10 protein-coding genes are annotated in these 12,224 nt (G+C 65.3%); 1 reads left to right on the top strand and 9 read right to left on the bottom strand.

The annotated features are described in order from the left end of the window. Window positions 1–12 precede the first annotated feature (12 nt). The 9 genes from NK214_RS08325 to cysG form a co-directional block, all read right to left on the bottom strand. Window positions 13–1,116: a glycosyltransferase family 4 protein gene (locus NK214_RS08325; RefSeq protein WP_253314215.1), complete on the bottom strand. Its 1,104-nt coding sequence runs from the start codon at window positions 1,114–1,116 to the stop codon at window positions 13–15. Further along, a complete protein-coding gene (locus NK214_RS08320; RefSeq protein ID WP_253314214.1) occupies window positions 1,109–2,431 on the bottom strand; it encodes an O-antigen ligase in 1,323 nt (440 codons plus the stop codon). Before NK214_RS08320 ends, NK214_RS08325 begins: the two co-directional genes overlap by 8 nt. Continuing rightward, complete coding sequence (locus NK214_RS08315; RefSeq protein ID WP_253314213.1) at window positions 2,424–3,545, bottom strand: glycosyltransferase family 9 protein; 1,122 nt, start codon at window positions 3,543–3,545, stop codon at window positions 2,424–2,426. Before NK214_RS08315 ends, NK214_RS08320 begins: the two co-directional genes overlap by 8 nt. After that, window positions 3,542–4,696 carry a glycosyltransferase family 4 protein gene (locus tag NK214_RS08310; RefSeq protein WP_253314212.1) on the bottom strand — a complete coding sequence of 385 codons (1,155 nt, stop codon included), beginning with the start codon at window positions 4,694–4,696 and terminating at the stop codon, window positions 3,542–3,544. The genes NK214_RS08315 and NK214_RS08310 overlap by 4 nt, the downstream gene beginning before the upstream one ends. Further along, the gene (gene rfaQ, locus NK214_RS08305; protein ID WP_253314211.1) at window positions 4,693–5,775 is read right to left on the bottom strand and encodes a putative lipopolysaccharide heptosyltransferase III; all 1,083 of its coding nucleotides are present in this window, start codon (window positions 5,773–5,775) and stop codon (window positions 4,693–4,695) included. The genes NK214_RS08310 and rfaQ overlap by 4 nt, the downstream gene beginning before the upstream one ends. Window positions 5,776–5,794: 19 nt before the next feature. After that, complete coding sequence (ptsP, locus tag NK214_RS08300) at window positions 5,795–7,534, bottom strand: phosphoenolpyruvate--protein phosphotransferase (RefSeq protein ID WP_107800734.1); 1,740 nt, start codon at window positions 7,532–7,534, stop codon at window positions 5,795–5,797. Between the two features lie 22 nt (window positions 7,535–7,556). Beyond that, a complete protein-coding gene (locus NK214_RS08295) occupies window positions 7,557–7,826 on the bottom strand; it encodes an HPr family phosphocarrier protein (protein WP_019100446.1) in 270 nt (89 codons plus the stop codon). Further along, on the bottom strand, window positions 7,813–8,208 hold the full coding sequence (locus NK214_RS08290; RefSeq protein WP_253314210.1) for a PTS sugar transporter subunit IIA: 396 nt from the start codon (window positions 8,206–8,208) through the stop codon (window positions 7,813–7,815). Before NK214_RS08290 ends, NK214_RS08295 begins: the two co-directional genes overlap by 14 nt. Before the next feature lie 200 nt (window positions 8,209–8,408). Next, window positions 8,409–9,800 carry a siroheme synthase CysG gene (cysG, locus tag NK214_RS08285; protein WP_253314209.1) on the bottom strand — a complete coding sequence of 464 codons (1,392 nt, stop codon included), beginning with the start codon at window positions 9,798–9,800 and terminating at the stop codon, window positions 8,409–8,411. Window positions 9,801–9,951: 151 nt separating this feature from the next. Between cysG and NK214_RS08280 the strand changes: the two genes are divergently transcribed. Continuing rightward, window positions 9,952–12,216, top strand: coding sequence for a diguanylate cyclase (locus NK214_RS08280; RefSeq protein WP_253314208.1), 2,265 nt, complete (start codon window positions 9,952–9,954; stop codon window positions 12,214–12,216). Window positions 12,217–12,224 lie beyond the last annotated feature (8 nt).

The following is a 12,224-nucleotide window of genomic DNA, read 5'->3' as shown; positions in this document are numbered from 1 at the left end:
TCAATCCGAGCGTCAAATCCCCGGCGCGTCCAGGCCGCTGAGTTCCAGGATCCGCCGCACGTTCCGCTCCGGCGCGAAGCGGGAGCGCACATCGACGCGCCCGGCTTGCGCCCAGGCTTTCATCATCTCCGGCCGGCTCAGCGCCTGGTCGATCGCCGCGGCCCAGGCGGCGCTGTCCTCCGGCGGCGCCAACACGCCGGTTTCGCCATTGCGCATGGTCTCGGGAATGCCGCCGGTGTCGCTGGCGATCACCGGTACGCCCAGGCCCAGCGCCTCGATCTGCGACATGCCCAGCGGCTCGTAGCTGGACGGCATCAACACCAGGTCGGCGCGCGCCAACAAGGCGGCCACCGGACTCACCACGCCGGCCAACAACACTCTATCCTGCAAACCCAACTGCCGCGCCAGCCCGGCGATCGCCTGCTGCTCCGGCCCTTCTCCGGCAATCAGATAACGCGCGTCCGGCCACTTGTCTCTCAGCAAGTCCAAGGCCGCCAACACCGTCCTGTGCCCCTTCTCGCCGCGCAACATCGCCGCCTGCACCAGCAGAGGGCCGGAGGAACGGGACAGCCATTGCTCCAGCTCCGCCGGCAAGGGCTGCGCGGCGGCCTGATCCAAGGCGGAGAAATCAATGCCGGGATAGACCACATGCAGCTTTTCAGGGCGGATGGCCGGGTTCTCCAGCAAACAACGCTTCAGATAGGCGCTGGGCAACATGGTCGCGTCCATCAGCTGGTTATAGCTCCAGGCCGACGCCTGACCCGGCTGATAAGTGCGCGAGCGCAGCAGAAAGGGCCGGCCGCGCCCCATTAGCCGCGCGGCAATGGCCAGATTATTGCTGTCGTGGCCGCTGTGGCAAATGGCCAGCCGCGGACGATGACGGCGCATCCAAGCGCTCAAGGCCAAGATGGACGGCATGTGGAGGCTGTTGCGAAAGCGCAGCGGCAGCACCTCCAGCCCGCGTTGACAAGCCACCTCCATCACTCGCGTCTGCGGCCGGCAGGCCAGCACCGTACGAAAACCGCGCTCTCCCAGCAGGCGCATCTGCTGCATCAACTGCAACTCCTGCCCGCCGACATTGGGGGAAGACTCGGTGAACAGCACCCAATCACGCATGCGCGGCGCCTTTCTCCCGCTGTCTCAACTCCGCCAGCAAGGCGGCGGCGGTGAACAAGAAGAGATGCAGCATATGATCCTTGTTCACGCTTTCCAGCAACATGCGTCCGAGAAAGCCGCAGCTCACCAACATCAAGACCAGACCCAAGGTGTCGCGGCGCAGACGGAAGGCCCGATAGCCGGTCCAGATCAGCACGCCGCAAAACGCCAGCCACAGCGCGACGCCGATCACGCCCAGGCCCACGCCAAGGTCGATGAAACCGCTGTGGCTGTGGCCCACCTGATTGGGGTGCCCCGTCGCCGTCAACGCATTGGTGAAGGCGTTGCGGCTATAGCCATAACCCATGGGCTTGGCCGCGATGAGGTCCAGGCCACTGTGAATCCAGGCCACTCGCTCATAAGCAGAATCATCTACCGGCATGCCATTTGACAACTTAGGATAGGGCTCCATCCGCAGCCAGGCCTTGGTGTCGGCATAGTGCCATCCGGCAGCCGCCGACTCTACAAATACTTGATTCCGGCTATCCTGCTTGATCGTATACGCGGCGATGCTGCCCGCCGCGGCCAGGACCACGCCGGCGATAAGCAAAGTCTTGCCCCAGCCTATCTTCAGCCCTTCAAACACGGAGTACACCAGCAGCATGGACAACATCAGATAGACAAGACCGATCATGCCGTTGCGCGCGCCCGCCTTGAGGCTGACAAACAGAATCAAAGCCGCAGCCAAGCATAGCGCCCAGCGGGGAAAGCGCGTGAGCGGATGGGTCCCGCGTTGTCCAAAGCAAAACGCGGCCACGACGAAGGCCAGCACAAAGTTCATGAAGAAGGTGAATTCCAGCTTGGTGGCGGTGGTGTACACCTCGTTATACGGCCACAAGCCCGTAGTCAGATAGACATAAGCGCCATGGCTAAACTCGGTCAAGGCCAAGACGCAACCGGCGAGGATGACCAAGTCCGAAATCGTCCAGCGCCGAGGGGGGCGGAACAAAGCCAGGCCCGCCACAAACCACAAGCCTCCCATCAATAGCTGGCTGCGGAACTCGCCTGCGGAGGCCTCCGGCCACATCGAGAGCGATACGCTATGCAACAAGGCGAACAACAGGAACGCGCCTAGGGTCGCGACAGGCCCGCGCTGCTCGCGCCAGTGGCGTTTGAGTTCGGGATAGTCTTTCGCCACCAGAACCAGCATCAACAACAGGATCACATAACGCAGCGCAATCGTATGAGACACGCTGGCCAAGGTCAGAAACAACAAGGACAGGCCAATAGCCAAACGGCTATGCCAGCGCGGCTCTATGCTCAGATGATCATTCATGCAGAAGTTTTTCCAAAGTTTCAGCCACCTGCCCGGCAGGCAGCGCCGCCATACACTGCGCCTGGCGGCATTCGCCGGCCTGATCGCCAAATTTTCTGAAACAACGCAAGGCCCAATCGACATCGCGATAATGCACGCTGCGCTGATTGCGGCAAGGAAACCACGCCGGGCCGACGCCGACGCAGGTGAAGCCGGCGAAAAACCGGCTCGCGCCGAACAAGGTCTCGCTGCCCGGCCCGAACAACATCAGCAAGGGCGCGCCCGCCACTTTGGCCAGATGCGCGATGCCGGTGTCCGGACACACGCAGGCGCGGGCGCGGCTCAAGACGGCGCGCAATTGCGCCAGGCTCAGCGTGCCGGCCATGACGATATCGTCCGGCCCCAGCTCGACGGCCGATAGCAGATGCTGCTCCCCCGGCCCGCACGACCACAACACCACGCAACGGCAAGCCCGAGCCGTGGCCGCGACCTGATTCCAACTGGCCGCGGGCCAGAAGCGGGTCGCCGAACTCGCGCCCACGTGCAGTACGACGAAACGCGGCGGCAAGGGCGGCAGCCCTTCAGCCGCGACCGGCCAATCCCGCAAACGAAACGGCTGGGGCTCGGGTCCGTCGATCAAGCGCGCGGCGGTATCGGTCCAGGCTTCCGGCTGCCCGGCGTACGCCACCGCCTCGTCCAGCAGCCAGTTTTTATAGCGCGGCGTTTCGCCGGCAAAGCCCACGATCCAGCGGGCGCCTATCGCGCGGGCGAGAAAGCTGAGCCGGTTTTCGCCCATCAGGTAGGCGATATCGAAACGCGCCTCGGCGAACAAGCGCCGAATCGAGGCGAAGTCGCGCGGCTGCCAGGGCAGCGTCCGAATGCCGTACGGCCGCGACGCATACAGCGGCGCTTGTCCCGGCGGACAGGCCAGCACGATCTCCGCCTTGGGAAAACGCTCGCGCGCCTTGGCCAACAGACTGGTCGCCATCAAGGCGTCGCCCAGCAGAAACTGATGCAGGATCAATACCCGGCGCGTGCGCTCGGGATCCGGCTTGCGGCGCAGCCATTGCCAGGGCAGCCTCAGCAACAGCGCCGTGAAAATCAGCAAACGCCCGGGGAAACGTCCCGGCCTCATTCTCCGGCCCCGCCTTCGCCGTCGCCAAGCGACAGCTCCCGGTACAAGGCCAGCATCTGCGCCACCATAGCGCCCTCGCTCAAACCCGCCACCCGCGCGCGCGCAAGCTCGCCGCTGCGCGGCCAGTCCGCGCGCGCGGCCAGCCAGGCCGCCACATTGTCTTGCCAGGCGGCGGCGTCTCCCGCCGCGGCCAACCAGCCGGTGACGCCCGGCTCCAGCAGCTCCGCGCCGCCGCAACGCGTGCTGGTCAGCACCGGCAAACCGCAGGCCATCGCCTCAATCACCACCGACCCAAACGGCTCGTACAGCGTCGGCAGGATGAAGCCGTCCGCCAGTCCGTAATGGCTGCGCACATCGCGCTGCGGACCGGTGAAGTGCGCGCGCTCGGACAAACCCAGCCGGGCCGCCAGCCGCTGATAGCGCGCCAGCTTCTTGTCTCCGCCCACCACCACCAGATGCACGGCGGCGTGCGGCGCGACGGCGCGCAGCGCCTGCGCTACGCCCTTGCGCTCGAAACCGGACCCCACGTAGACCAGCGTCGGCGCCTCCGGCGGAATGCCGTAACGCTCGCGCAGCGCCGCCCTCTGCTCGCGCGCCGCCGCCGGATTGAAAAACCCGCTGTCCACGCCGTTGTGGATCACCGCGCAGCGCTTCGGATCCACGCCGAAACGGCCGACCACGTCGTCGCGCACCAAGGTCGAATTGCAAATCACCGCGCGCAAGGCCGGATGCCGGAACATCGCGCGCTCGGTGCGCAGCATGAAATGGTGGTAAGGATTGCAAAAGGTGCTCAGCCGCCGCCACCAGGGCCGGCCTTCCAGCCGCGCGTCCAGCCAGGCCGCATGCACGCCGTCGCCGGCGCGGAACACATGGCAGCCAGGAATGCGCTCGTGCGATTGCACCAGATCGGCGCCGGCCTGCGTCCACGCGGCGCGCGCGGCGCGGGCGAAGCTCCAGTCGCGCCAGACGCTGCCCAGATAAAACGGCTTGACCCGCAGCGTTTCCACGCCCGGCAGGCTCTCCCAATTGCGGCTGATCAATAGCGGATGGAACTCCCCGCCGGTCTGCAATTGCTTGACGATGGCGCTGACGATGCGTTCCGCGCCGCCCGCCGGATTGTACTTCTGCCGGATAATCGCCAGCCGCTTCATGCGCTTTCCTTCAAGACCGCGTCCACCGCCGTCAGCACCGCGTCCACATCGATGCGTTGCAGGCATTCGCTTTGCCAGCCTCCGCCGCAACCGGCGTTGCCGCAGGGGCGACAGGGCATGGGCTCGGACACCACGCGGTGCGGCACCTGCCACGGCCCCCATTCGATATCGCCAGATGGCCCGAACAAGGCCACGCACGGCGTTTTCATCGCCGAGGCGATATGCATGGGCACCGAATCCACGCCTATGTACAAACGCGCCTGGTCTATCGCCGCCGCCAACTCCTTCAAGCTCAGCGCGCCGGCCAGGCTGGCCACCGGCCGTTCCAGCCGCGCTTCGATGTCGGCGATCATCGCCATTTCTTCCGCGCCCGGCGCGGCCGACAAGACCAGATGTTCGCCGCGCGCGCTCAAGGCGTCGATCAAGGCGCTCATTTTCTCCGCCGGCCAGCTCTTGAATGACCAGCGCGAGGTCGGATGCACCAGGATGTAAGCGCCGGGCCGCAGACCGCGCTCGGCCAGCTTGGCCGCCAGCGTGGCCTCGGCGTTGTGCCCCGGCACCAAAACCAGCTCGCGCTGGCTTGCGTCCGGATACACGCCGATGCGCCGCAAGGCGTCCAGATGAATTTCAATCGTGTGGCGGCGATTGCCCGGCACCTGCAGATAGCGGTGGGTGAAGCTCTTTTTGAAGAAGCGGCCGTAAGGGCCCTGCGGGCCTACGGACCAGCGCGGCGCAAGCAGACGCGCCAGCCAGGCGCCGCGATTATGCTCGGTCAGCGTGATCACCAGATCGTAGCCGCGGGCGCGCAACTGGCTCAGCAGGGCCAGTTCGGCCCGGGCCTGGCCCAGCGGCCCCCGTTTTTTCCAGCCGCGATCTATGGTGTGCAGTTGCGCGATAGCCGGATGCAGACTCAGCATTTCCCGGGTGTCGTGGTAGACCAGCGCGTCGATCTCCAGATGCGGCGCCTGCTGTTGCAGCGCGGAAAACAGCGGAGAAGTCAGCAGCACGTCGCCGTGGTGGCGCAGCTTGATGACCAACACCCGCCGCACGGCGTTCAGGTCGATGGGATCGTTCAGCATAAGAAAGGAAAAAGCCGGATCAGACACCCGGCTCGGCATTCAATTGTTGCAAAAGATCGGCGATTTTATCAGGGTCTTCGCTTCTAAGCATGCGCGCCGTAATCGGCGCGATCTGATCCAGGTGGGTATTGAGCACCTGTTGCTTGACCGCCAGCAAGTTGGCCGGATGCATGGAGAACTTGCGCAGGCCCATGCCCAGCAGCAAACGCGTCAGCCGGGCGTCGCCGGCCATCTCGCCGCACACCGACACCGGCACCCCGCCCTTGATGCCGGCCTTGATGGTGTGCAGGATCAGTTTCAGCACCGCCGGATGGATGGGGTCGTACAGATGACTGACCGAGTCGTCGTTGCGGTCGATCGCCAGCGTGTACTGGATCAAATCGTTGGTGCCCACCGAGAGAAAATCGATGTGCTTGAGAAAGCTGCCCACCACCAGCGCCGCCGACGGGATTTCAATCATCGCGCCCACTTCGATGTCCTCGGCGTAGGCGATGTTTTCCTCGCGCAGCTCCTGCTTCGCGTATTCGAACTGCGCCAGCGCCTGCTTCAGCTCCGGCAAGGAATTGACCATGGGGAACAGAACCTTGATCTTGCCGTGCACCGAGGCGCGCAGCAGCGCCCGCAGCTGCGCGCGGAACATCAGCGGCTCGGCCAGGCATAGACGGATGCCGGTCAGGCCCAGCGCCGGATTGTCCGCCACCGCGTGGTTCAGCCATTTCGGATTCTTGTCCGCGCCTAGATCCATGGTGCGTATGGTCACCGGCAAACCCTTCAGGGTTTCCGCCACGTGCCGGTAGGCCTCGTACTGCTCGTCCTCGTCCGGCAAGGTGTCGCGGCCCAGAAACAGGAATTCGCTGCGGAACAGGCCCACGCCCACCGCGCCGGACTTGCGCACGTCTTCCACGTCCTGCGGCAGCTCGATATTGGCCAGCAGTTCGATCGCGGTGCCGTCCTGGGTCTTGGCGTTGGATTTGCGGATGGACGACAGCTTGCGCCTTGCGTCGCGCCAGGCGCGCAGCCGGCGTCGATACTCCGCCAGCACCAAATCGTCCGGATTGATGATCACCACGCCTTGCAAGCCATCGACGACGATCAGTTCGTCTTCGCGGATCAGTTCGCGCGAATGATGCAGGGCGATCACCGACGGCAGGTCCAGGCTGCGCCCCAGAATCGCGGTATGCGAGGTGGCGCCGCCCACGTCGGTGATGAAGGCGGCGAAGTTGGAATCCTTGAAATAGACCATGTCGGCCGGCGACAGATCGTGCGCCACCAGAATGTGGTCGTCGACCAGATCCTCCGGCGCCGGCAGCTGCGGCACGTCGCCGTCCAGGTTCTTGAAGATGCGCTCCACCACTTGCAGCACATCGTTCTTGCGTTCGCGCAGATAGTCTTCCTCGATCGCGTCAAATTGCTCGACCAAGGACTCGCATTGCAGCTTCAACGCCCACTCGGCGTTGCAGCGCTGTTTCTCTATGATTTCGCGCGGCTCGCGCGAGATGGTGACGTCGCCCAACAGCATGATGTGCAAAGACAGGAAGGCGCCCAACTCCGCCGGCGCGTTCTCAGGAATGCTGCCCCACAGCATTTCCAGCTCTTTGCGGGTGTCGCGAATCGCTTCGTCGAAACGCGCCAATTCCGCCGGGACTTCCTCGTCGTCCAGCAGATAATGCGCGACATCGTCCATGCTGCGCGAAATCAAATGGGCGCGGCCAATGGCAATGCCGCCGCCTATGGCCACCCCGTGCAGGATGATGCTCATCGTCCCATCCTCAGACTCCGGCTTATTCGGCCTCGTCGAACCGGTTGTTGATCAGGGCCACCAGGGCGTCCAACGCCACTTGCTCATCCTCCCCGCTCACTTCCAGTTCCACGGTCGCGCCCTTGGCCGCCGCCAGCATCATCACGCCCATGATGCTCTTGCCGTTGACCCGGCGATTGTTGCGCGCGATGAAGATATCGCTTTTATAGCGGCTGGCCAATTGGGTGAACTTGCTGGAAGCGCGTGCATGCAGGCCGAGCTTGTTGATGATTTCGACTTCAATTCGCAGCATTGCCTTCCCCCGGAATAATATAAAGCACGCCCTCCAGGCCGCCCGTGATCGCCTTGCTGACGACGATCTCCAACGGCTGGCTGCTATAGCACAAGGCTCGGACCACCATGGGCAGGCTCGCCCCGGCCACCGCCTCCACCCGCCCCGGCCGGATCAGCCGGCTGGCGATATTGGACGGCGTGCCGCCATACATATCGGTCAGGATCACCACCCCGTCGCCCGCGTCCAGCCTGTCCACCAACAACTGGGCTTCGGCTTGCTTGCTTTCCGGGTCATCGGTCTTGTCGACCGCCATCACCGCCAGATTTTCCGGCTCTCGACCCAGGATATGCCTGGCGCAATCCGCCAGACTGCGCCCCAGGTCGCCATGCGCGATTATCAATACACCTACCATGCCTGATTCTTCATGTTGGCAGCGTCGTCGGCGCAGAGCCGGGACGCTGAAGCAAAAAGGTTGATCAACACGTCAGTCCGCCATTGTATCAGCAGTATTCCGCCAGAGGCGGCCGGCGTCAGCTTTAAACCGCGGCCCTCCGCCTTGTATAGCGCGCTTTTCTCGGCCAGCGCAACGGCAAAAAAACGTCAGCACACCCGGCTCCGGTACCAGCCCAGCTTATCCGCCAAGCCCACCACCTCGCCGACGATGATCAGGGCGGGCGAGGCGATATGATGTTTGGACATCAGTTCCGGCAGGTCTTCCAGCGTGCCCGCCACCGTGCGCTGACGCTCGGTGGTGGCCCACTCCACCGCGGCGGCCGGCGTCGTCGCCGGCTTGCCGTGTTCGATGAAGGCCCGGCACAACTCCTGGGCGGTGGAAACCCCCATGTAGACTACTACGGTCTGGGCCGGCCGAGTCAACGCCGGCCAGTCAAGGTGAATGCTGCCATCCTGCTTGTGGCCGGTGACGAAGGTCACCGACTGCGCGTAGTCGCGATGAGTCAGCGGGATGCCGGCGTACGCCGCCGCCCCGCTGGCGGAGGTGATGCCGGGCACCACTTCGAAGGCGACGCCGTGCGCCGCCAGCGTCTCGATCTCCTCGCCGCCGCGGCCGAAGGTGAACGGATCGCCGCCCTTGAGCCGCAGCACCCGCTTGCCTTGTTGCGCCAGTTCTACCATCAAAAGATTGATGTCGCCTTGCGGCAACGCATGGTTGGCCCTGGCCTTGCCCACGTAAATGCGCTCGGCGTCGCGCCGCACCAGTTCCAGCAGTTCCGGCGCCACCAGATTGTCGTGCAAGACCACGTCGGCCTGCTGCATCAAGCGCAACGCGCGGAAGGTCAGCAAATCCGGGTTGCCCGGCCCCGCGCCCACCAGATAGACCGCGCCCTGCGCCGTCTGCGCGTCGGCGTTCTCCAAGCGTCGCTCCATCGCCAGCTCGGCGGCGGCTTCGTCGCCGTTGATCACCGCCTCGGCCAGCGGCCCCTCCAGCACCGACTCCCAAAACACCCGCCGCCGCTCGACGTCGGGAATGCCGGCCTTGACCCGGTCGCGAAACCCGGCGGCAAAGCGCGCCAGACGGCCGAAGCCGCTGGGAATCAGGCTTTCCAGCCGGCCGCGAATCAAGCGCGCCAACACCGGCACGCCGCCGCCGGAGGAGACGGCGATCAGCAGGGGGGAACGATCCACGATGGCCGGGGTGATGTAGCTGGACAATTCCGGGTCGTCCACCACATTGACCGGGATATTCAAGGCCTGGCAGGACATCGACACTTGGCGGTTGACCTCGCGGTCGTTGGTGGCGGCCACCACCAGGCGCCGGCCCCGTACTTGGGTCGGCTCGAAACAGGCGCTCAAATGCGTCAACTGCCCCTGCCGCGCCATCTCGGCCAGCTCCGGCGTCAACTCCGGCGCCGCCACCGTCAGCTCCGCGCCGGCGGACAGCAAAAGCCTCGCCTTGCGCAGCGCCACCTCGCCGCCGCCCACCAGCAAACAGGAAGCGCCTTGCAATTTAAGGAAGATCGGGAAGTAATCCATATGGCCAGCTCCGCAACAATGTTTGCAGCATACTGCATTTGTTGCATAAAAACGACGCTGGCGAATGCTATCAATATTACGAAAAGCGCCCTGTTTTGCGCCTGGTGCCATCATGGCAGCTTTGCGCGCCATCGCGCCTCCGGAGATCTGTTTGAACCCAGCCTTACGCCGCCGGGCCAGCCCGCGTCGCCGCCTGTTCGCCACCGCGGGCTCGCTATGCCTGTTCGGGGCCGACTACGCGCACGCCGCGGCCTCGGACTGGCTCGCCGGCTGGCCTTTGCTCGTCCCCATGCTGGCGTTGCTGGGCCTGCCGCTCTGGCGGCGCCGGCGACAGCTGAGCGCGCTCCGCCGCCAGGTCAGCGACAGCCGGCAAGCGCTGGCGCTGTGCGACGCCGCCGGCCGCCTGCTCGCCGTCTCCGGCCATGCGCCCGCGCCCGCGCGCCAAGACGGCGGCCTGAGCGGCTACGGCTTCAGCCCGCACGATCTCGCTTTGCTGCTGGACCCGGCTCATCCCGGCCATCGCGACGGCCTGCTGGCGGCCCACGCCGATTTGCTCGCTTTTCCGCTGCCCTGCCCGCTCCCCGGCCATCTCTTGCTGCGCCTGCAGCCGCCGCCCGCCATTCACGGCCCCGGCGGCGATTGGGGCGGCTGGCGGCTGGCGCTGCAGGACGCGCGGCTGGGCTTGCTGGAATTCGACCTGGCCGGCCAAGCGGTGCGCGGCGCGCCGCAAACCCTGCACGCCCTGCTGGGCCTGCCGGCCGACGCCGAACGCCTGGCGTTCTCGCGCTGGCTGGAACTGCTGCACCCGGAGGACCGTTCGCTGTTCACCGCCCTACTCAGCCATCCGGAGCAAAGGCAGGAAAGCGCCAGCGGCATGGAGTTCCGCGTACGTCACGCCCACGGCCACTGGGAATGGCTGGAGCAGCGCACCCAGTTCCACAAGGACGAGACGGGCCGCATCAGCCATATCCACGCGCTGTGCCAGATCGTCACCGCGCGCAAGCTGGCCGAGTCCGCGATGCTGCGGCGCGAACAGGAATTCCGCACCTTGGTGGAGAACTCGGAAGACGTCATCGCCCGCTACGACCTGGAGCTGCGCTGCCAATTCATCAACCGCAGCGTCAGCCGCTATTCGACGCTGACGCGCGAGGAACACCTCGGCCGCAGCGTCCACGACAAAGCCTGGCCAGAAGCCGCGCGCGCGCGCTTCACCGAGGAGTGCGAACAACTGATCGCCGGCGGCGAGGCGCGCCGCTTCGAGCTGGAGCTGAGCCTTGGCCCTCGGCGCTGCATTTTCGAAGTGAGGCTGTTTCCCGAATTCGGGCTGGGCGGCGAACTCCGCAGCATTTTGGCGGTGGAGCGGGAAATCACTCACAGCCGCCAGAGCGAACGTTTGCTGGCGGAGGAAAACGCGGTGATGGAGATGATCGCCGGCAATGCGCCGCTGCAAGACACCTTGAATCAGATCTGTCGGATGATGGAGTCGCAGCTGAATCGCGGCGTCTGCTCCATCATGCTGCTGGACCCCGCGGGGGAAACGCTGAGGCTGGCCGCCGGCCAAAGCCTGCCGGCCGGTTATCGCAAGCTGCTGGAACAGGTGCCGGTGGGCCCGGAGGCCGGCTCCTGCGGCACCGCCGTCCACCGTAAAAGCCTGGTCATCGTCGAAGACATCGCCAGCAGCCCGCTGTGGGCCGGCTACCGCGAGCGGGTGGCGCCCTTCGGCCTCAGCGCCTGCTGGTCCACCCCCATCTTCTCCAGCGACCGCCGCCTGCTCGGCGCCTTCGCCATCTACCATCCTGAGCCGCGCCAGCCCGAGCCGGAAGAACTGCAGCTGGCGCAGCGCAGCACCCACCTGATCGCCATCGCGCTGCAACGCGACGCTCACGAGAAAAAGCTCTATCAGCTCGCCACCCTGGACGAGCTGACCGGCCTGTGCAACCGCCGCCAGTTCATCGCGCTGTCCAGCCGCGAGATCGAGCGCAACCGGCGTTATCAATTGTCCTTGACCGTGTTGATGATGGACCTGGACCACTTCAAGAACATCAACGACCGTTACGGCCACGCCAAGGGCGACGAGGTGATCGTCCACTTTGCCCAAAGCTGCCGCAATGTGTTGCGCAGCACCGACATCTGCGGCCGCCTGGGCGGCGAGGAGTTCGCCGCGGTGCTGCCTGACACGCGGATGGAAGACGCGCTGCTGGCGGCGGAACGCCTGCGCCGCGTCGTGGCGGAGGCCCGCCTGCCGGGCGGCGAGGCCGGCCCTCTGCAATACACGGTCAGCATCGGCGTCGCCGTGCTGCGCGCCGACGAGACCGACATCGACGAAGTATTGGGCCGCGCGGACAAACAGCTGTACCAGGCCAAACACAACGGCCGCAACTGCATCAGCGGCGAGGAATTGCTGCTATTGCGCTAAAATGCCGG

It is taken from the genome of Chromobacterium sp. S0633 (assembly GCF_024158805.1).
Classification (GTDB): Bacteria; Pseudomonadota; Gammaproteobacteria; order Burkholderiales; family Chromobacteriaceae; genus Chromobacterium.
This window is presented reverse-complemented; position numbering and strand designations above follow the sequence as displayed.

Coding starts and splice junctions, on each gene's coding strand:
- NK214_RS08325 (WP_253314215.1), bottom strand. CDS start 1,116: ATGCGTGATTGGGTGCTGTTCACCGAGTCTTCCCCCAATGTCGGCGGG.
- NK214_RS08320 (WP_253314214.1), bottom strand. CDS start 2,431: ATGAATGATCATCTGAGCATAGAGCCGCGCTGGCATAGCCGTTTGGCT.
- NK214_RS08315 (WP_253314213.1), bottom strand. CDS start 3,545: ATGAGGCCGGGACGTTTCCCCGGGCGTTTGCTGATTTTCACGGCGCTG.
- NK214_RS08310 (WP_253314212.1), bottom strand. CDS start 4,696: ATGAAGCGGCTGGCGATTATCCGGCAGAAGTACAATCCGGCGGGCGGC.
- rfaQ (WP_253314211.1), bottom strand. CDS start 5,775: ATGCTGAACGATCCCATCGACCTGAACGCCGTGCGGCGGGTGTTGGTC.
- ptsP (WP_107800734.1), bottom strand. CDS start 7,534: ATGAGCATCATCCTGCACGGGGTGGCCATAGGCGGCGGCATTGCCATT.
- NK214_RS08295 (WP_019100446.1), bottom strand. CDS start 7,826: ATGCTGCGAATTGAAGTCGAAATCATCAACAAGCTCGGCCTGCATGCA.
- cysG (WP_253314209.1), bottom strand. CDS start 9,800: ATGGATTACTTCCCGATCTTCCTTAAATTGCAAGGCGCTTCCTGTTTG.